The sequence below is a fragment of the Nocardioides luteus genome (assembly GCF_015752315.1).
Taxonomy (GTDB): domain Bacteria; phylum Actinomycetota; class Actinomycetes; order Propionibacteriales; family Nocardioidaceae; genus Nocardioides.
Map to the genome: position 1 here is coordinate 5464604 of NZ_JADOVJ010000001.1, position 18361 is coordinate 5482964.

Sequence of the window (18361 nt, forward strand, 5' to 3'; positions counted from 1 at the left end):
GCTCGGGCAACCACGCCAACAGCATCGACCAGCCGCCGTCCACCGATCCACATCAATCCCCCACCTGTGCACAACCCTGTGGATAACTCCCGAGAGCGGTGGATAGTCGGGGATCAGACGGTCGGTTACTCGCCAGTAGAACGACCGGTTGATCCCCGACTACCGGGTCAGGACCGTGTGACCGACAGGGAAGACCTGGTAGCGGCCACGCGTCGCCAGGCCCCACAGCCCTCGCGGGGCGAGCAGCACCACGGCGATCGCGACGGCACCGAGCGCGATGAGGTACCAGGTGCCGTACGAGTCCAGCAGCTGCTGCAGCGCGAAGAAGATCACCGCTCCCAGGATCGGGCCCTCGATCGTCCCCAGCCCGCCGATCACGACGATGAAGATCATGAACGCGGTGTACTGCACCGAGAACATCGAGTCCGGCGAGACCCGCAGGCCGTTGACCGCGATCAGCGCGCCGGCCAGGCCGGCACCGCCGGAGGCGGCGACGTAGACGAGGCGCTGCGAGCGCCGCACCGCGACGCCGAGGTTCGCGGCCGCCACCGAGTCGTCGCGGATCGCGGTCAGGCCGAGCCCGACGCGCGAGCGCATCAGCGCGTACGTCGCGAGCACGACGACCACGGCCAGCACCAGCGCCAGGTAGTAGACCGTCGCGATCCGGGTCACCCGGTCGACACCCTGGAAGGCGGTGAGCGAGAGGCCGGAGCCGCCGCCGAAGCCGGGAAGCTCCTGGGTGACCAGCTTGAAGACCTCGGCCACCACCCAGGTGCCGATCGCGAAGTAGCCCCCGACCAGCCGGAACAGCAGGAACGAGGTCGGGACGGCCAGGGCGGCGCAGACGACGCCGGCCGCGACGACGGCCACCGGGATCGGCAGGCCGACGACGTCGGCGAGCTTGATCACGCCGTAGCCGCCCGCGCCGATGAACGCCTGCTGCCCGATCGAGACGAGGCCGCCGTAGCCGGCCATGAGGTTCCAGGTCGTGCCGAGGATGATCAGCGCGAAGAGCGTGACCAGGTTGGTCACGTCACCGGGGCTGAAGACGAACCAGGGCGCCGCGGCCAGGAACACCACGACCGCGGCGAGGACACCGCCGCCGGCCAGCGACGGCCAGCCGCCGCGTACGACCTTCAGGGTGGTGGAGGGGGCCAGGGTTGTCGTGGGGCTCATGCGACGACCGCCTTCGGGAGCAGGCCCTGGGGCCGGAACAGGAGCACGACCAGGAAGACCAGGTGGCCCGCGAGGACGCCGTAGGCTGGGTCGATCTGGGCGCCGACGGTCTGCGCGACGCCGAGCACGAGGCCGCCGAGGAGGGTCCCCCACAGCGAGCCGAGGCCCCCGATGATGACGGCCTCGAAGGCGAAGATGAGGACCAGGTCCCCGTACGTCGGGCTGAACTGCGTCGACATGCCGAGGAAGACGCCGGCGAGTGCGACGGTGCCGATCGCGATCGCGGTGGCCAGGGCGTACATGTGCCTCTCGTCGATCCCCATGAGCGTGGCTGCCTCGGGGTCGTCCTTGGTCGCGCGCATGGCACGGCCGATGCGGGTGTGGGAGAGGTAGAGCTGCAGGCCGACGATGACGCCGACCGCGACGACGAGGGTGAGCAGGGAGAAGACGCCGAGGCGCAGCCCGCCGAGCTCGACCGACGAGGTCGACAGCGTGCCGATCGGGATCTTGCGGGAGTCGGCGGTGAAGATCTCCTGGAGCAGGTTGGCACCGATGACGGCCAGGCCGAACGAGACCAGCAGCGGCGACAGCTCGCCGTGACGCAGTGCCGCGTTGAAGAGGCCGCGCTGGATCGCGTAGCCGACCGCGGCGAGCACCGGGATCACGATGACGATGGTGAGGAACGAGGGCATCCCGGTCTGCTGGACGAGCCAGAGCGCGAGGTAGGCCGCGGCGACCGCGAGGACGCCGTGGGCGAGGTTGACGATCCGCATCACCCCGAAGATGAGGCTCAGACCGCAGGCGAGGAGCGCGTACTGCCCACCGAGCAGGAGTCCCTGGAGGACCGCGTTGATCCAGTCCATCAGCCGGCCTCCTGACCCTCCGGGACATCGACCCCGAAGTACGCCGCCTGGACCTGCTCCCTGGTGACGTCGGCCGCCGCGCCCTCGAGGACCGTGCGGCCCTCGAGGAGGCACTGCACCCGGTCGGCGACGGTGAGCGCCTGGGTGAGGTCCTGCTCGACGACGAGCACGGTGGTCCCCTTCGCGGTGATCGCGGGGAGCGCCTTGTAGATGTCGGCGATCACGACCGGGGCGAGCCCGAGCGAGACCTCGTCGAGCAGGAGCAGTTTCGGGTTCGACATCAGCGCGCGGCCGATGGCGGTGGCCTGCTGCTCGCCGCCGGACAGGTGCGCTCCGCGGCGCGCCCGCTTCTCGGCGAGCAACGGGAACGCGTCGTAGACGGTGGCGAGGTTCCAGGGGCCGGGGCGGCGGCCGTGCGCACCGACCTTGAGGTTCTCCTCGACGGTGAGCGAGCCGAAGATCCGGCGGCCCTCCGGGGTGAGCGCGATGCCCTCGCGGACCCGCCGGTGGGCGGGGGTGTGGGAGACGTTGTGGCCGTCGAACCGGATCTGGCCGGCGCTCGGGCGGAGCAGGCCGGCGATGGTCTTCAGCAGCGTCGACTTGCCGGCACCGTTCGCCCCGATCACGGCCAGGGTCTCGCCCTCGGCGACGGTCAGGGTGATGCCGTGCAGTGCGCGGAAGTCGCCGTAGGCGACGTCGATCGCGTCGACCTCGAGCAAAGCGCTCATGGGGTCTCGCCTTCCAGGTCGGGGGAGCCGAGATAGACGGCGGCGACCGCGTCCGAGGCCATCACCTCGTGCGGGTCGCCGGTGGCGACGACGTCGCCCTGGGCCAGGCACATCAACCGGTCGACGACCTGCAGCAACGCGTGCACGATGTGCTCGATCCAGACGACGCCGGTGCCGCCGTCGCGGATCGCCGAGATGGTCTCGATCAGGGCGGGGAGCTCGTGCTCGGTGAGGCCGCCGGCGATCTCGTCGAGCAGCAGCAGCCGGGGGCGGGTGGCCAGCGCGCGAGCGAGCTCGAGCCGCTTGCGATCGAGCAGCCGGAGCGAGCCGGCAGGGGTGTTGGCCAGACGGGTCAGGTCGGCGGTCTCCAGCGCCTGCCAGGCCTGGTCGTTGGCCTCGCGGCGGCGCGTGCCGGCGCCGAAGGTGGACCCGACCAGCACGTTCTCGAAGACGGTGAGCCCCTCGAAGGGGCGGGGGACCTGGAACGTACGTCCGATCCCGAGGGCCGTACGCCGCGCGGCCGGCATCCGGGTGACGTCGGTGCCGTCGAAGCGGATCGTGCCGGCGTCGACCGGGAGGGTGCCGGTGACCAGGTTGAGCAGCGTGGACTTGCCGGCGCCGTTGGGCCCGACGATGCCGAGCGCCTCGCCCGCGGCGACGTGGAAGGAGACCGAGCGGGCGGTGACGACCTGGCCGAACGCCTTGGCCAGGCCTTCGGCCTCCAGCAGCGTGCCGCCGGGCACGCTGCTGGAGGCCTCGACCGATGATGGGGCAGAGGTCACTTGAGGGCCTCGGGCTCGCCCCCGAGAGGTACGTCGGGAGCCAGCGAGTTCTGCACGACGACCAGCTCGAACGGGTGCTCCCCGCCCTCGACCTGGCGCCACTGGCCACCCGCGAGCGAGGTCTTGGCGACGTACGGCGGGACGTTCTCGTCCTTGCCCCAGGCGACGTCACCGACGACCGTGGAGACCTCGAGGCCGGAGAGCGCCTTGGTGATCGCGTCGGCGTCGGTCGAGCCGGCCTCGGTCACCGCCGCGGTCGCGACCTCGAAGAGCGCGTGCGCGAAGCCCAGCGGCTGGGTCCACTGCTTGCCGGTCTTCTCCTCGTACGCGTCCGCCAGCTCCTGCGCCGACTGGCCGGTCAGCGAGGACTTGTAGGGCGCGGTCGGGGTCCACCACACCTCGGTGGAGAGGTTGTGGGCGATCGGACCCAGCGCCTCGACGCTGCTCGGGAAGAGGAGCGCCTTGCCGATCGTGGCGACCTTCGGGTTGTAGCCCTGCTGCTTGGCCTGCTGCCAGAACGTGGTGAAGTCCGGCGGGATCGGGACGCCGACGAGCACGTCGTGACCCTTGTAGGCGCTGATCTGGGCGGAGAAGTCCTTGGTGCCGTTGGGGTAGTTGCCCGGGTTGTCGATCTTCACACCGGACGCCTCGGTGAGCGCCGGGAAGTTGGCGCCCCAGGCCTCGCCGTCGGGGTCCTTCGGGAACAGGCCGCCGGCCTTCTTGTTGTTGGGGACCTTGCCCCAGATGTCGGCGTAGACCGTCGCGACGTCCTCGAGGCCCCAGAAGAAGTGGTAGCTGTACTTCAGCTCGGCCGGCTTGTCCCCGCTGCGGATCGCGAACGGCTGCCACGGGGCGACCGTCGTGATGCACGGGATCGAGTTGGCCTCGCACTGCTCCGAGACCGGGTTGACGATGTCGGGCGTCGAGGAGGCGACGATGATGTCGGCGCCGTCCTTGTTGATCAGGTCGCCGGCCACCGCCCCGGCCTTGGTCGTGTCGCTCTGCGCGTCGCGCACCACGATCTCGACGTCGAGCTCCTTGTCGCCGACCTTGACCGGGTGGTCCTTGAAGTAGGTCTCCATCTCGTCGACGACGAAGCTGTTCGCCTCACCGAACGGCGCCGAGGAGCCCGTCTCGGTCGAGACGAACCCGATGGTCAGCGTGTCCTCGCCGCCACCGCCTTCGTCGTCGATGCCGCCCGACCCGCAGGCCGTCAGGGTCAGCGCCATCGCTGCGACACCGGCGGCGGCCATGCTCAGGCCGCGTCCGGTGGTGAGTCCGTTGCGCACGTACGTCTCCTTAGAGAGTGTGGGGTGTTCGAGAGTGTCGTCCGTCACGGTCCCTACGGGTGGGAAGCAGGGTCCGGTTGGCGGAAAATCGCATGGAAGACCTATCGGATCTTTGGTGGACTTGTCACCCTTTCGCGCCGAGAAGTGACTTCTGGGCGCCGAGAAGTGACTTGTGGCGTACGAAACTCGACTTTCGTACGCCACAACTGACGACTCGGCCGCCACAAGTGCGGACTCGGCTGGAAGGTCAGGCGCGGGCGGCGCGGCGTACGTCTCCGGCGGCGACGCCGAAGCGCTTGCGGAAGGCCTGGGAGAAGTGCGAGGCGGAGGTGAAGCCGCACTTCTCGGCGACGTCGACGGTGCGGATGGCCGGGTCCGAGCCGGTGGCGAGCATCGCGTAGGCGAGCTCGAGGCGGCGGCCGAGGATGTGGCGGGGGACGCTGGTGCCGGCGTCGGCGAAGAGCCGGGAGAGGTGGCGCTCCGAGATGCCGGCGCCCGCGGCGACAGCGGTGGCGGAGAGGCCGGGGTCGGCGAGGTGGTCCTCGATGAACGCCTTCGCCGCGGCCCGGTGGGCGGTGGCCAGGGAGACCTTCCCGTCGGTGGCGATCACCGAGATCAGGTCGAGCACGGCACCCTCGTCGGCGGGTACGGGGTCGTTGGGCCGGAGCGCGCGGCCGACCATCTGCACCAGGGCTCGCCCGTGCGGGTCCTGGCCGCGACCGGCATCGAGAACCAGCGGCGACGGCATCGACGCGATCCCGGTGCGGGCCGCGAAGGCCTCCACCGGAACCTTGACCGCGAGCTCCTCGAGCCCGTGCCCGAAGCCGCGCAGGAACGGCGCGTCGACGTCGCACACGATCAGCTGGCCGGGCCGGATGACCTGGCGGCGGCCGGCGTACTCGAGGATCGCCTCACCACGGAGGCTGGCATAGACGGCGATCGACCTGGCGGGGATCTCCTTGACGAGGCTGGCCGGTCGCTCGACGACGTGGCGGGTGGCCCGGACCCGCGCCAGATGGATCTCGTCGAGCTGCAGGTTGACCTCCTGCGCCTCGAACCCGTGGCCCTCGATGGGTCGGCAGGAGAGCGCGACCAGCGCGCAGGCGTTGTGGCGTTCCCAGGCCTCGACCTGCGCATCCGCGCTCAGCCGGCTGGTCTCGAAGACCTCCGGGCGGCGAACCCGTGCGACGAGGGGAGATTGCGGCACGAAACGACTCTACGGCGTGCCCGTATGCCAAGGCGATGACTTAGGGAAGACTTACCTTTCTGGAATCGTTCAAGAAAAGGTGGCACAGTGGGTGTCACCACGAAAGTCCGACACTTCAATCTGGGGGACCCACCGAACATGGCCACGAAGACCGACACGAGCAGCGCCACGCACACCTCGCACCCCGCGTTCATCCCGAGCCCGGCGTTCGCGACCCAGATGCAGCGCCTGCTCGTCGATCTGACCGAGCTCAGCCTGCAGGGCAAGCAGCTGCACTGGAACGTCGTGGGCAAGAACTTCCGCGACATGCACCTCGTCCTCGACGAGGTCGTCGACGCCGCCCGTGACTTCACCGACGAGGTCGCCGAGCGCATGCGCGCGCTCTACATCCTCCCCGACGGCCGCACCGGCACCGTCGCCGAGGACACCACCCTCGCGCCGCTCCCGGCGACCGAGGTCGACACCGCGACCGCCGCCGACCTCGCCGCCGCCGCGCTCTACGCGACCTCGAAGACCGCCCGCGAGATCCACGACGACATCGACGCCGAGGACCCGACGACCGCCGACCTGCTCCACGCGATCATCACCCGGGTCGAGCAGCTCGCCTGGTTCATCGACTCCGAGAACCGCGTCGCCAACCAGTCCAAGCCCGCTCAGCTGACGGTCTGATCTTTCCCTGAGGACGGCGTCCCGCGACTTCCGCGGGGCGCCGTCCTTCGCTGTCCACTACCTCCGCAGCAGACTCCGAAGGTTCTGCGTGGGATCGGCGAGATCAGAGGCCCGTACGTCGACACCCCGGTCGATCATCCGGCGCGCCGCGCGCACGGCGTTGGGGTCGTCGACCGCGACCGCGCCGATGACGCGCTCACCGCGGAGCGTGAACACCGCGAAGGGCGGCTCGCCGACCACGCCGCGTACGACGGTCTGGTGCTGGGCGTCCGGCGAGCGCATCTCGCCGACCCCTTCGACGTGGAGCCCGTAGCGGTCCGACCACCACCAGGGCGCCGTGGCGGGCGCGACCTCGGCGCCGAGGATCGTCGCCGCCGCCCTCCCCCCGTCGACCTGGGCGGCCTCCCAGTGCTCGGGCCGGTGGTGGTCGCGGAGCCGGGCGCAGTCGCCGACCGCGAGCACCGCCGGGTGGCTGGTCACCTGGCCGGCGTCGACGAGAATGCCGCGCGAGGTCTCCAGGCCCGCTTCCTCGGCGAGTGCCGTCTCGGGGACCAGGCCGACGGCCAGGAGCACGGCGTCGAACTCGCGCGAGTCCGGCTCGCCCTTCAGCTGCGCCCCGACGCCGGTCGGGGTCTCGAGCAGCGTCTCCACCGTGGTCGTCAGCGTCTCCACCCCGTGGTCGGCGTGCAGGGCGTGCAGCCAGGTCGCCACCTCGATCCCGACGGCAGCGGCGAGAGGCGGCGAGAGCGGGTCGACCAGCACGACCTCGGCCTCCAGCCCGCGCGCGGTCGAGGCGACCTCGGCCCCGATCAGGCCACCACCGACGATCAGCAACCGTGCCCCGGGCACCAGCTGCGTACGCAGCCGGTCGGCGTCCGCGACGTCCCGCAGCACGTGGCTCGGGGATCCGAGCGCGGGCCGTACCGCGCGACCACCGGTGGCGAGCACGATCCGGTCGGCGGTCAGCACGCGTCCGTCGGCGAGCTCGACCTCGCCTGCGTCCGGGCGTAGGGCGACGGCGACGGCTCCCCCGATCAACGAGATCCGCTGCTCGGCGTACCACTCCGGAGCCTGGAGCGCGATCGAGTCGAGATCGCGGCTGCCGGCGAGATACTCCTTGGACAGCGGCGGACGGTCGTAGGGCAGGACATCGGCCGAGAGGAGCGTCAGGTCACCGACGTACCCGTTCTTCCGCAGCTCCGCGACCGTCGACACCCCGGCGATGCCGCCACCGACGACGACGACCGAGGAGACCGTCACGGCCTCTCGCCGGGGAAGAGGTAGATCTCCCCGTCACGCACCTCGACCCGATGCGGCACGGTGTCCCGGGTGGCCGGGAGGCCGTCGACCTTGCCGGTCTTGAGGTTGAACCGCGAGGAGTGGAGCGGGCACTCGACGTCGCCGTCCTCGACCCAGCCCTCGGCCAGCGAGGCGGTCTCGTGGGTGCAGGTGTCGTTGAGGGCCCAGCAGGTGCCGTCGTCGTCGCGCAGGATGGCGATGTCGTCCTCGGTGCCGGTGATGTCCGAGGAGATGGCGATGCCCTCACCCTCCGGGATGTCGTCGACGGACGCGACGCGGATGCCTGTGCTGTTTCCGCCGTTTCCACTATTTCCGGTCATGCCCCCATCTTCCAACGTGGACCACGAAGAACCGGCCACCTCCCCCGGGGTGGCCGGTTCTGGGGTCGCGACCGAGGGGTCAGTCGGGGCAGGTGTTGCGGTAGTCGGACAGGTAGATCGAGGACGGCGCCGGGCAGAGGAACTGCGAGTAGCGGGTGTCGTCGTCGACGTACCTCTTCAGCCAGGTGACGAACAGGCGCCCTTGCCAGTCGTCGTCGGTGTTGGCGATGAAGTGGTCGCCGTTGTTGATCTCGCCGTACGCCTTCTCCCGCGCCCCGGTCATCGAGGTGTAGAACGGGATCGAGTGCGAGGCGACGGGCGCGACCGAGTCGTTCTCCGCGCCGATGATCATGGTCGGGATCTGGATGCCGGGCCAGGTCTTGTCGGTGTGCCAGGGCTGGAGCGCGACCGCGGCCTTGATCGAGGAGTCCTGGTTGGCCGCTGCGAGCGTGCCGCCGCCGCCCATGGAGTGGCCGGAGACCGCGATCCGGGTCTCGTCCAGGCGCGAGGCGACGGTTGAGGAGGCGCTGTTCTTCAGGTAGGAGACCGCCGCCAGGATCTGCGAGCCGCGACTGTCGGGCTGGTCGTAGCGGGAGTTCGTGTCGATCGCGAAGACCACGAACCCGTGCGAGGCCACCCGGCGCGCGACCGAGGAGTAGGACGACGAGGAGGCCGTGTAGCCGGGAGCGAGGACGACACCGCCGAACGTCCCCTGGGTCGTCGACGTCGGGTAGTAGATCGTCCCGCCGCCGAAGCCGGTGACCAGCGAGGACACCGACGTCGAGGAGAGGGAGAACGTGCCGTTGTCCAGGACGCTGGCGGACGTCGGGTCCGGCCCGCGCTCGTAGGGGCTCTCCGCTTCGGCCGGCGCGACCAGACCGAAGAGGGGGAGAGTGACGGCCGCGGCGACCGCGGCGATTCGGAGAGAGAGTGATCTGAGCACCGAGCATGCTCCTTCGTCCGTCCGGCCCCGGGCTGTCCGGGGTTCCGGTTGCTCATCGAAGGTAGGGGCGCGGCCGGTCGCCCGGCACCGGCACAGAGGCAGAACCTGTTTGGGCGGCTGTCACAAAACAGAAACAAGCGGCGTACGCAGGTGGAGCTGCGTACGCCGCCGGTTTCTGTGCAGAGTGTGGCGTCAGCAGTACAGATTTCCGCCCGGGTCCACCCCGAGCAGCGAGGTGACCTCGCGGTAGTTGTCGACGCGGCTCTGCACCTGGGCCGGGTTGCCGCCGTTGCACTCGATGGACCCGTTGATGGATCGGATGGTCTCGCCGAAGCCGGCGCCGTTGACCATCGCCGCGTGCGGGGTCATGGTGCCCGGGCCGTTCTGGGTGTTCCAGTACCAGAGCCCGGTCTTCCAGGCGACCGCCGGATCGGTGGCGACCAGGTTGGGGTTGTTCAGCAGGTCGATCCCGAGCGCGTCCCCGGCGGCCTTGTAGTTGAAGTTCCAGCTCAGTTGGACCGGGCCGCGACCGTAGTACTGGTCGTTGCCGGCCGGGCAACCGTAGGGCTGGGACGTGTCGCAGTAGTGCGGGTAGTTGGCCTGGTTCTGCTCCACGACGTAGAGCAGGTCACCGGTCTCGTGGGCGACGTTGGCGACGAACGCGGCGGCCTCGCGCTTCTGGGTCGCCTCGTCCCCAGCATTGGTGAACTCCGGATAGGCGCTGAGCGCCTCGACGAGCCCTGCGTACGTGTAGAAGGGGTTGCGGTTGGGGAAGAGCTGGTTGAACTGCGCCTCGCTGACCGGGAACTCTCCGGCCACCGGCGCCGGCGACTCCGGGTCGGTGGCGGTGCCGCCGATGTTCACGTCGATGCAGGCGTAGAAGGCGTTCGCGGTGTCGGCGACGTTCCAGACCGCGAGCACCTTCTGGCGGCCGGTGAAGGACCCGAAGTCGACCTGGTGCTCGACGGTGGCCGGCGGCTGCGCGCCGCCGTCGTCGAACTCGGCGATCTTGGTGCCACCGATGAAGTACTGCCAGGTGCTGGTGCTGTGCCGGGCGCTCAGCGACCAGCTGAAGGTCTGGCTCCGGCCGACGGGCGTGACCTGCCAGTTCTTCGAGTCGTCGTCGAGCTCGGCGAACCGGGCGTTGCCGCCGGAGCAGCTGGTCAGGCCCTTGGGGCCCTCGACGCTCTGCGGTTCGTACTTGATGTCACCGCACTCCACGGTGCCGGCAGCACACTGTGCCTGCCGGCTCGGGGGGTTCGAGATGTAGCCGTGCGCACTTGCGGGGCTCGTCGGCACCATGGCCAGGACGGGCGCCAGCAAGATCCCGCCGAGAACGGCGATCTTCGTTGTAGTACGCATTCCAAACTCCTTGAGGGGGTTGAGATGGATGGCGATCGAAGCCCCTACTGTAAGGTTCCTTTACAGTTACCGTCTAGACCCGGCGTGGACAGACACCGGCGGGAGCGCTGCAATTGTTAGGTTGGTTTTCCGTACGCCACCCTCCCCCTCGAAAGGAGCGCCGCCGATGTCAAGAGCACCCAAGACACACCTGATCCGCGACACGAACGACCGCGCGGCGCTCGACCTGATGCTCTCGAACGGGCCGGTGACGAAGACCCGGCTCGGCGAGCTCGTCGGCCTCTCGAAGGTGACCGCCGGACAGCTGCTGACCCGGCTCGGCGAGCGCGGCCTCGTCGAGGTGGTCGGGGCCCAGCAGGGCGGCCGCGGCCCCAACGCGGCGCTCTACGGGGTGGTCCCCTCGGCCGGCTACGTCGCGGCCCTCCACATCGGACCCGACCAGATCACCGCGTCGGTCGCCGACATCACCGGCACCGAGCTGGCCACCGGCGAGCTCGACCCCCACGAGGCCTCCGACCCGGTCGAGGCGGTGCGGGCCACCGTCGCCAACGCCACCCGGAGCGCTGGCATCACCATGGCGCAGCTCCGCTGCCTCTCGATCGGCACGCCCGGCATGATCGACCCGCGCACGGGCGACATCCGGTTCGCCAACGACCTGCCCGACTGGCGCGCGGGCGTCCTGGAGGACCTCCGCCGCAGCTTCCAGCGGCCGATACTGATCGAGAACGACGTCAACCTGGCCGGGCTCGCGGAGCAGTCCGCCGGCGCGTCCCACGGCGTCAAGGACTCGGTGCTCGCCTGGATCGACCGCGGCCTGGGTCTCGCGGTGATCGTCGACGGCCGCCTCCATCGCGGCGCCGGCGGTGGCGCCGGCGAGATCGGCTATCTCGCGGTCCCCGGCGCCTCCACGCCGCACGGCACCGACAGCCCGCAGCACGCCGCCTTCCAGTCACTGGTCAGCGTCGAGGCGATGGACACCCTCGCCCGCGCGTTCGGACTGAGCGGCGACGGTGTGGACTGCGTACGCTCCGCGGTCGGGGGCGACCCCGATGCCGAGCCGTTCCTCGACGAGCTGGCCCGACGGCTCGCCCTCGGCCTGGCCGGCATCTGCGTGGTGCTCGACCCCGAGCTGTGCGTGCTCGCCGGCGAGGTCGGGCGTGCCGGCGGGCCGGTCCTGGCCGACCGCGTGCAGAAGGCGATCGCCTCCCTCGGCCCCAACGTCCCCACGGTCGTCCCCACCGAGATCTCCGGCGACCCGGTGCTCCGCGGCGCCCTGCAGATGGGCCTCGACACGGCCCGCGACGAGGTCTTCTCCAACCAGGGCTGACCCCGACGAGGACGCTCCGGCGATCAGGGGAACGCCCGATGCCATACGTACCTCGTCTACATATCGTCGAGGTGTGACCACAGAGATACGCCAGCGTCGACCACGCATCAGCCTCTTCTGCTTCCGAGCCGTCGCGGTACTGATCGCGCTCTTCGCGATCGGCCAACCGATCTTCATCGGCTCCTACTTCTCGGGCACCTTCGAGGCCTTGGGGTTCCACTCGGCCGGCGCGGCGGCACTGCAGGCGCTCGGCCTGCTCCTGCCGATCGTCGCGGGCGCCGTCGTGGCGATGCGCGGCCGCTGGTGGTTCCTCGTCTGGTCGGTCGTGCTCTTCCTCCTCATCCACGTCCAGGCGATCCTCGGCTACATCCGGGTCCTCCAGCTGCACGTCCCGGTCGGCGTCCTCACCGTCGGGATCGCGGTGGCCCTCGCCATCGCCTCGCTGCGTCGCGGCGCCGGCAGCCCGCGGGAGGTCCGGCGATGAGGCTCAGTCGACGGATGCTCCTCGGCGCCGGCCTGGCCGCTCCGGTCGCCGGATCACTGGTCTCCTGCGGCGACGCCCCCGGACAGACCGGAAGGGTCCTGCGCAGCGCGGCACGGCTACCGAAGGCGTACGCGACACCGTTGCCGTTGCCGCCGGTCAAGCGCCCCTCGGGTGGCCTGATCGAGATCGCCCAGCGCTCCGCCTCGGTCGAGATCCTGCCCGGGCTGCGGACCGAGATGATGACGTACGACGGGGTCTTTCCCGGGCCGACGCTGGAGACCCGGCGCGGCCAGGCCGTGACCGTACGCCACACCAACTCGCTCGCGCTGCCGACCGCGACGCATCTCCATGGCGGGCACACCCCGGCGGAGAGCGACGGGTGGCCGACGGATCTGCTGATGCCGCCCGGCTTCGAGGCTCCGGCGCATCATGCCGGGCACGGGAGCGAGCACGGCGGCGGACACGGCGGGCACGAGGCCATGGCCGACCCGAAGGCGCAGGTCAGCACCGGGAAGCGGGACTACCGCTATCCGCTCGAGCAGCCCGCGACGACGCTCTGGTACCACGACCACCGGATGGACTTCACCGCCCCGCAGGTGTGGCGTGGCCTGGCCGGCTTCCACATCGTCCGCGACGACGAGGAGGACGCGCTCTCGCTGCCGCGAGGCGAGCGGGAGCTGCCGCTGATGATCGCCGACCGGGCCTTCGACGAGGACGGCGCGCTGCGCTATCCCGCGCTCGACCCGGAGCTCCTCGGCGAGCCCGGCGTCGAGGACCGCTACATGGCCGGCGTGCTCGGCGACGTCATCCTCGTCAACGGGGCCCCGTGGCCGGAGGCGGAGGTCGAGGCGGCGCAGTATCGGCTGCGGCTGCTCAACGCCTCCAACGCGCGCCGCTACGCGCTCAGCCTGCGTACCGCCGACGGCAAGCGGGTCGGGTTCACCCAGATCGGCTCCGACGGCGGGCTGCTCGCCGCCCCCGTCGAGCACGACCAGATCACGATGGCCTCGGGCGAGCGGTTCGACGTCGTCGTCGACTTCCGTTCACTTGCGCCGGGCACGACGGTCGAGCTCCGCAACGGCCTCGGCACCGGCCGGACCGCTCAGGTGATGCGGTTCCGGATCACCCGCCGCGCGACCGACGACGTCCGGCTCCCCGAGAGGCTCGCCGACGTACCCGAGCCCGAGAGGCCCCAGGGCGCGGTCGTCCGCAGGTGGCACTTCCGACAGGCGAGCGTGCACGGTCGCCGAGGCTGGGGGATCAACGGCAAGCCGTTCGACCCCGCCGTCCCCCAGGCCCAGGTGCCGCTGGGCTCCACCGAGATCTGGGAGTTCTTCACCGACGCGCACCACCCGGTCCACGTCCACCTCTCGCCCTTCCAGGTTCTGCGCCGCGGCAACCGCGGCCCCGGCCCGATGGACCTCGGCTGGAAGGACACCGTCGACGTACGTCCCTACGAGGCCGTCCGGGTCCGAGTGAGGTTCGAGAGGTACGCCGGCCGGTTCCTCATCCACTGCCACAACCTCGAGCACGAGGACATGGCGATGATGGCCGGCTTCGAGACGGTCTGACCGTGGAGCTACCAGCGAGTGGCGAGGAACAGCGTGACCAGCGCCCACAGCACCAGCACACCGTTGAGCCACAGGTCCCCGCGCTCTCCACGCGAGAGGTGGAAAACCGTGGCGAGCACCTGCACCAGCGCCAGTCCTGCCGCGGCCCAGACCGCCAGGCTCGGGGCGATGCCCGTCAGCGGCGGGAGGATCAGCCCCAGTGCGCCGGCGACCTCGACCACGCCGATGGCCCTGACGCCGGCCATCGGGATCGCCGTACCGGCCCACCCCATCATCGGCGCCAGCTGCTCGCGGCTCCGAACGACCTTGATTCCGCCCGAGTAGAGGTAGAACGCCGCGAGCAGCCCAGCGACGATCCAGTACGCGACCACCATGTCGAACTCCTTGGTTACGATGAGTAACTAACCGATCGAGAACCCAGCATGGACGGGTTTCGGGAGGCGTACAAAAGGCACATCGGTGTGCCTGAGGAGCGGCGGGAGCGGGCGCGTGTCGGACTACGAGAAGGTCTGCCTGATCAGGGGCGATGGCGGGAGCGCGATCCGTGGCATCCTCGACCGCATCGGCGACAAGTGGAGCCTGCTGGTGATCGCCACGCTGGACGGCGGTCGGCTGCGGTTCGGCGATCTGAAGCAGCGCGTCCCGGGCATCTCGCAGCGCATGCTCACGCTCACGTTGCGCCATCTGGAGCGCGACGGGCTGGTGAGCCGCACGAGCTATCCCGAGGTGCCGCCGCGGGTGGAGTACGAGCTGACCGGCATGGGCAGGACGCTCGTCGGCCCCGCCGTCACCTTGGCCGAGTGGGCGATCCGGCACAACCCGCTCATCGACGAGAACCGACGCTCCTACGACGCTCGTCAGGACTGACTAGACCTCGAGCCGCTTCTCCATGTCGTCGAGGATGGACTCGACCCTCGCGTACGTGTGGGAGCTGTAGGCGCCGATGCTGCGCTCGGCGGCGAGCGCCTCGCGCATCGCATCGAGGTAGCGCATCTGCAGGATCATCGTCTGCTCCATCACGGCGGGCCGCACTCGCGGCGCCTCCTGCACACCGGCGAGCACCCGCGGGAGGATGCGGTCCTTGAGCTTCGTCACCAGCTTCGGGTCGATCGGCTCGCCGTCGATGGTCTGCGACTCGAGCGGTCCGAGTGTGTCGACGGCCGACGCACCGACCTGCTGCAGCAGCGAACGGAACGCGTTGTGCCTGTCCTTGGCGCTCTCCGGGGAGAACCGCAGCCGGCGGATGAGGGCCGGAAGGGTGAGGCCGAACAGCACCAGGGTGATGAGCGCGACCAGGAAGGCGGCGAGCACGACGGTCGCCCGGTGGGAGGTGCCGGCCGGGATGGTCTGGGCCGCGGCGACCGTGACGACGCCGCGCATGCCGGCCCAGCCGATCGTCAGGAAGCCGCGCTTGGTGATCGGCTCGCGCTCCTCGAAGTCGATGTCCGCCCGGCCACGCGCCAGCCGGCGCCGGGCCGCAGTGATCCGGGCGTCCTCCCGGTCGTCGGCAGGGGTCAGCGAGTCGAGCTTCTCCTCGAACTGGTCCAGGCGGGTGCGTACCTCTTCCTGGTTCTCCTTACGGTCGCGGAGCACGAACACGGGGCCGGCGAGGCCGGCGAACCGGAGCGCGACCAGCAGGCCGACGACGACCAGGACGAGCCCGGCCATCTCGCCGGGCGTGGTCTCGCCCTGCGCCGCGTCGACGAAGTCGGGCAGCTGGTAGCCCATCGCCAGGAAGACGCCGCTCTCCAGGATGAAGTTGAACGTGGTCCAGGTCGTCGCCTGGGTCTGCCGGTCGCGGGCGCTGAACCGGCGGCTGCCGAGTCCACCGGTCACCAACCCGGCGACGACGACCGCGAGCACGCCGGACGCGTCCAGCTCCTCGGCCGGGAAGTAGGCGATGAACGGCACCGCGAACGAGATCGTCGTGTTGAGCACCGGGTCGTCCAGCCGCCGGCGGAGCTCGACGGTGAGCCAGCCGACGAGGCCACCGATCACGAGCGCGCCGAGCACCGCCCACCCGAACTCCAGGACCGTACGTCCCAGGGAGAACGAGCCGGCGGCCGCGATCCCCGCGACGGCCGTCCGCAGGACCACGAGGGCGGACGCGTCGTTGACCAGGCTCTCGCCCTCCAGCACCGTCATCACCCGCGGCGGCAGCCCGACCCGGCGCCCGATCGCCGTCGCCGCCACCGCGTCGGTCGGGCTGACGACCGCCCCGAGCGCGACCGCGAGCGGGAACGAGATCTCGGGGAACAGCCAGTGCACCACCGCCCCGATCACCAGGGCCGAGACGATCACCATCACGACCGAGAGCCAGCTGATCAGCCGGAAGTTCCGCCGGAAGTCGATCACCGGCAGGTTGACCGCGGAGGAGTAGAGCAACGGCGGCAGTACGCCGGCCAGGATCAGCTCCGGATCGAGCTCGATCTCCGGTGCCCCCGGCAGATAGCTCGCCCCGATCCCGAGCCCCACGAGCAGCAGCGGCGCCGCCACCCCCGTACGCCGCGCGAACACCGACGCCGCGATCATGATCACCAGCGCCGCCCCGACGATCAGCAACACGTGTTCGTCCACGTTCGGGAGTCTATGTTCGCGGGCGACGACTCAATCGGAGGGCGCGGCGGCGTGGGCGGAGTGTTCGCGGCGCCGACAGACGGCGGTGGGTTCAGCGCAGCGGGGCGTCATCTGCAGCAGTGATGACGCTCGCGATCGCATCGCGCGATTCTGTGAGGGCGCTGATCGAAGTCTCGATGCGCTCCTGCTCGTCCTTGAGCTGGGCGACGAGTTCTGAACAGATCGGGGTGAGTCGTCCAGCCCTCTCCACCAGGCATGGCAGCACCTGCCGGATCGTCGCGGTGCTCAAGCCGGCGTCCAGCAACTGGCGCACTCGTCGAGCTGCTTCCAGGTCCGCGGCGTTGTACCGGCGATACCCCGAGGAATCACGTGAGGGCGCAAGCAGCCCCTGCTCTTCGTAGTAGCGCAACAGCCGCGCACTCACGCCCGCTTCCGCGCTCGCCTCGGATATCCGCATCGCTGTTCCGCCCTCCTGGTTCTTGCCTTCTCACTCATGTCAACGTCGAGCCTGAGAACGTGAACACCAATCGACCTTCCTCTCTTCCACCCCATGGTTCCGGTCGTCCGCGACTGGTCCTGGCCACCTTCGTCGTACTCGTCTTCTGCACGGGCACAGCCGAGTATCTGGTCGCCGGCGTGCTCCCGCAGCTGGCACGCGACTTCGCCGTTCCCGTGGCGACGGCGGGCCAAGCCGTCACCGCCTACGCCCTCGGCGTGGCCATCGGAGGCCCGGTGGTGACCGTGCTGACTGCGCGTCTGCCGCGCAAGGGCCTCGCTCTCTGGCTCACGGTGCTGTTCGTCGCAGGCATTGCGCTCACCGCACTCGCCCCGACCTTCGCGTGGCTCATCGTCGGTCGGGTGCTGTCGGCATGCAGCCAGGCGACCCTTTTCGCGATCGCACTCACGACAGCGGTCGGGGCGCTGGGCCACGACAAGGCCGGACGCGCGGTAGCCATCGTCAGCTCTGGACTCACCGTCGCAACGGTGCTCGGTGTCCCGCTCGGGGCGCTGCTGGGCGGCGACACGAGCTGGCGGCGACCTTTCGTGGTGATCGCGGCACTCGCGGTGGTCGGTCTCGTCTCGCTGGCTTTCACGATGCCCCGTACCGCCCGCCCCACCACCGGGGTCGGGGACGAAGTTCGAGCACTCACCCGCCGCGCCGTCCTCATCGCGGTGGCGACCACGGTGGTCGGATTCGCCGGGGTCGGCATCGTGTTCACGTATCTGGTCCCGCTCCTCAGGAGCGTCTCCGGCCTCTCGGCAAGCTATGTCCCCCTGCTCCTGCTCGCCTACGGTTTCGGGGGCTTCATCGGAAACCTCGCGGCCGGCCGACTGGCAGACCTCTCGCTCGGGCGGACCCTGACGGGCGTGTTCCTCCTCCTCGCGATCACGCTGGCCCTGTTCCCCGTCATGGCCGAGTATCACGCCCCCGTCACGGTCCTCGTGATGACCCTGGGACTCGTCTCGACGGCCACCATCGCACCGCTGGGGTCTCTCGTTCTACGCCACGCCAGCAATGCCCCGACCTTGGCCCTGGCGGTCAACGTGGGTGCCTTCAACCTCGCCAACGCGATCGGGTCGGCACTGGGAGGCATCGGCGTCGCAGCGGGCTTGATGCGTGCCAATGGATACGGCGGAGCTGTACTCGCGCTGGCCGGCCTGGGGCTTTCGGTTCTCGCCCTACGGCAGCCACCTCCTGGTCCATCGAGTCAACGCGTCCAGGAGCATCGGGAGGATGCCGGCAGCCATGCCTGAGCCCGTGCT

At 70.1% G+C, this 18361-nt stretch carries 19 protein-coding genes; 6 read left to right on the plus strand and 13 right to left on the minus strand.

The genetic code is table 11. From position 1 onward, the window contains the following. Positions 1 to 159: 159 nt before the first annotated feature. The 6 genes from HD557_RS26150 to HD557_RS26175 form a co-directional block, all read right to left on the minus strand. A complete protein-coding gene (locus HD557_RS26150; protein WP_196876019.1) occupies positions 160 to 1176 on the minus strand; it encodes a branched-chain amino acid ABC transporter permease in 1017 nt (338 codons plus the stop codon). Continuing rightward, positions 1173 to 2039 carry a branched-chain amino acid ABC transporter permease gene (locus HD557_RS26155; RefSeq protein ID WP_196876020.1) on the minus strand — a complete coding sequence of 289 codons (867 nt, stop codon included), beginning with the start codon at positions 2037 to 2039 and terminating at the stop codon, positions 1173 to 1175. Before HD557_RS26155 ends, HD557_RS26150 begins: the two co-directional genes overlap by 4 nt. Continuing rightward, the gene (locus HD557_RS26160; RefSeq protein ID WP_231380469.1) at positions 2039 to 2767 is read right to left on the minus strand and encodes an ABC transporter ATP-binding protein; all 729 of its coding nucleotides are present in this window, start codon (positions 2765 to 2767) and stop codon (positions 2039 to 2041) included. The genes HD557_RS26155 and HD557_RS26160 overlap by 1 nt, the downstream gene beginning before the upstream one ends. Further along, complete coding sequence (locus HD557_RS26165; protein ID WP_196876021.1) at positions 2764 to 3549, minus strand: ABC transporter ATP-binding protein; 786 nt, start codon at positions 3547 to 3549, stop codon at positions 2764 to 2766. The genes HD557_RS26160 and HD557_RS26165 overlap by 4 nt, the downstream gene beginning before the upstream one ends. Then, a complete protein-coding gene (locus HD557_RS26170; protein ID WP_008355761.1) occupies positions 3546 to 4838 on the minus strand; it encodes an ABC transporter substrate-binding protein in 1293 nt (430 codons plus the stop codon). Before HD557_RS26170 ends, HD557_RS26165 begins: the two co-directional genes overlap by 4 nt. A gap of 247 nt (positions 4839 to 5085) precedes the next feature. Continuing rightward, on the minus strand, positions 5086 to 6045 hold the full coding sequence (locus HD557_RS26175) for a helix-turn-helix domain-containing protein (RefSeq protein ID WP_008355759.1): 960 nt from the start codon (positions 6043 to 6045) through the stop codon (positions 5086 to 5088). 138 nt (positions 6046 to 6183) lie between these two features. Here HD557_RS26175 and HD557_RS26180 point away from each other — a divergent pair, with 138 nt between their 5' ends. Next, the gene (locus HD557_RS26180; RefSeq protein ID WP_008355758.1) at positions 6184 to 6714 is read left to right on the plus strand and encodes a Dps family protein; all 531 of its coding nucleotides are present in this window, start codon (positions 6184 to 6186) and stop codon (positions 6712 to 6714) included. Between the two features lie 57 nt (positions 6715 to 6771). Here the strand turns inward: HD557_RS26180 and HD557_RS26185 are convergent, their stop codons facing one another. From HD557_RS26185 to HD557_RS28475, 4 genes are all read right to left on the minus strand, one after another. Next, positions 6772 to 7974 carry an NAD(P)/FAD-dependent oxidoreductase gene (locus HD557_RS26185; protein ID WP_196876022.1) on the minus strand — a complete coding sequence of 401 codons (1203 nt, stop codon included), beginning with the start codon at positions 7972 to 7974 and terminating at the stop codon, positions 6772 to 6774. Then, positions 7971 to 8333 carry a non-heme iron oxygenase ferredoxin subunit gene (locus tag HD557_RS26190; protein ID WP_008355755.1) on the minus strand — a complete coding sequence of 121 codons (363 nt, stop codon included), beginning with the start codon at positions 8331 to 8333 and terminating at the stop codon, positions 7971 to 7973. Before HD557_RS26190 ends, HD557_RS26185 begins: the two co-directional genes overlap by 4 nt. A 79-nt stretch (positions 8334 to 8412) precedes the next feature. Further along, positions 8413 to 9276 (minus strand): alpha/beta hydrolase family protein, encoded by an 864-nt coding sequence (locus HD557_RS26195; protein ID WP_307785712.1) that lies wholly within the window; start codon positions 9274 to 9276, stop codon positions 8413 to 8415. 192 nt (positions 9277 to 9468) lie between these two features. Continuing rightward, positions 9469 to 10638, minus strand: coding sequence for a glycoside hydrolase family 19 protein (locus tag HD557_RS28475; protein WP_231380470.1), 1170 nt, complete (start codon positions 10636 to 10638; stop codon positions 9469 to 9471). 166 nt (positions 10639 to 10804) lie between these two features. On the opposite strand from HD557_RS28475, the gene HD557_RS26205 reads away from it, so the two are divergent. From HD557_RS26205 to HD557_RS26215, 3 genes are all read left to right on the plus strand, one after another. Continuing rightward, positions 10805 to 11965 carry an ROK family transcriptional regulator gene (locus HD557_RS26205; RefSeq protein WP_196876023.1) on the plus strand — a complete coding sequence of 387 codons (1161 nt, stop codon included), beginning with the start codon at positions 10805 to 10807 and terminating at the stop codon, positions 11963 to 11965. Positions 11966 to 12038: 73 nt separating this feature from the next. Beyond that, the gene (locus HD557_RS26210; protein WP_196876024.1) at positions 12039 to 12449 is read left to right on the plus strand and encodes a hypothetical protein; all 411 of its coding nucleotides are present in this window, start codon (positions 12039 to 12041) and stop codon (positions 12447 to 12449) included. Continuing rightward, complete coding sequence (locus HD557_RS26215) at positions 12446 to 14020, plus strand: multicopper oxidase family protein (RefSeq protein ID WP_231380471.1); 1575 nt, start codon at positions 12446 to 12448, stop codon at positions 14018 to 14020. The genes HD557_RS26210 and HD557_RS26215 overlap by 4 nt, the downstream gene beginning before the upstream one ends. Positions 14021 to 14028: 8 nt before the next feature. Here the strand turns inward: HD557_RS26215 and HD557_RS26220 are convergent, their stop codons facing one another. After that, the gene (locus tag HD557_RS26220) at positions 14029 to 14394 is read right to left on the minus strand and encodes a DoxX family protein (RefSeq protein ID WP_196876025.1); all 366 of its coding nucleotides are present in this window, start codon (positions 14392 to 14394) and stop codon (positions 14029 to 14031) included. Between the two features lie 115 nt (positions 14395 to 14509). Here HD557_RS26220 and HD557_RS26225 point away from each other — a divergent pair, with 115 nt between their 5' ends. Beyond that, the gene (locus tag HD557_RS26225) at positions 14510 to 14887 is read left to right on the plus strand and encodes a winged helix-turn-helix transcriptional regulator (protein WP_008355743.1); all 378 of its coding nucleotides are present in this window, start codon (positions 14510 to 14512) and stop codon (positions 14885 to 14887) included. Here the strand turns inward: HD557_RS26225 and HD557_RS26230 are convergent, their stop codons facing one another. Beyond that, positions 14888 to 16597, minus strand: a complete 1710-nt coding sequence (locus HD557_RS26230; protein WP_196876027.1) for a cation:proton antiporter — start codon at positions 16595 to 16597, stop codon at positions 14888 to 14890. Between the two features lie 91 nt (positions 16598 to 16688). Next, positions 16689 to 17054 carry a MerR family transcriptional regulator gene (locus tag HD557_RS26235; RefSeq protein ID WP_196876028.1) on the minus strand — a complete coding sequence of 122 codons (366 nt, stop codon included), beginning with the start codon at positions 17052 to 17054 and terminating at the stop codon, positions 16689 to 16691. A gap of 59 nt (positions 17055 to 17113) precedes the next feature. Between HD557_RS26235 and HD557_RS26240 the strand changes: the two genes are divergently transcribed. Continuing rightward, positions 17114 to 18352, plus strand: coding sequence for an MFS transporter (locus HD557_RS26240; RefSeq protein WP_307785713.1), 1239 nt, complete (start codon positions 17114 to 17116; stop codon positions 18350 to 18352). Positions 18353 to 18361: the final 9 nt, after the last annotated feature.

Bases quoted from the DNA above. Each gene is read 5' to 3' on its own strand.
- HD557_RS26190 (WP_008355755.1), bottom strand. From the start codon at position 8,333: ATGACCGGAAATAGTGGAAACGGCGGAAACAGCACAGGCATCCGCGTC.
- HD557_RS26235 (WP_196876028.1), bottom strand. From the start codon at position 17,054: ATGCGGATATCCGAGGCGAGCGCGGAAGCGGGCGTGAGTGCGCGGCTG.
- HD557_RS26205 (WP_196876023.1), top strand. From the start codon at position 10,805: ATGTCAAGAGCACCCAAGACACACCTGATCCGCGACACGAACGACCGC.
- HD557_RS26220 (WP_196876025.1), bottom strand. From the start codon at position 14,394: ATGGTGGTCGCGTACTGGATCGTCGCTGGGCTGCTCGCGGCGTTCTAC.
- HD557_RS26150 (WP_196876019.1), bottom strand. From the start codon at position 1,176: ATGAGCCCCACGACAACCCTGGCCCCCTCCACCACCCTGAAGGTCGTA.
- HD557_RS28475 (WP_231380470.1), bottom strand. From the start codon at position 10,638: ATGCGTACTACAACGAAGATCGCCGTTCTCGGCGGGATCTTGCTGGCG.
- HD557_RS26180 (WP_008355758.1), top strand. From the start codon at position 6,184: ATGGCCACGAAGACCGACACGAGCAGCGCCACGCACACCTCGCACCCC.
- HD557_RS26215 (WP_231380471.1), top strand. From the start codon at position 12,446: ATGAGGCTCAGTCGACGGATGCTCCTCGGCGCCGGCCTGGCCGCTCCG.
- HD557_RS26155 (WP_196876020.1), bottom strand. From the start codon at position 2,039: ATGGACTGGATCAACGCGGTCCTCCAGGGACTCCTGCTCGGTGGGCAG.
- HD557_RS26160 (WP_231380469.1), bottom strand. From the start codon at position 2,767: ATGAGCGCTTTGCTCGAGGTCGACGCGATCGACGTCGCCTACGGCGAC.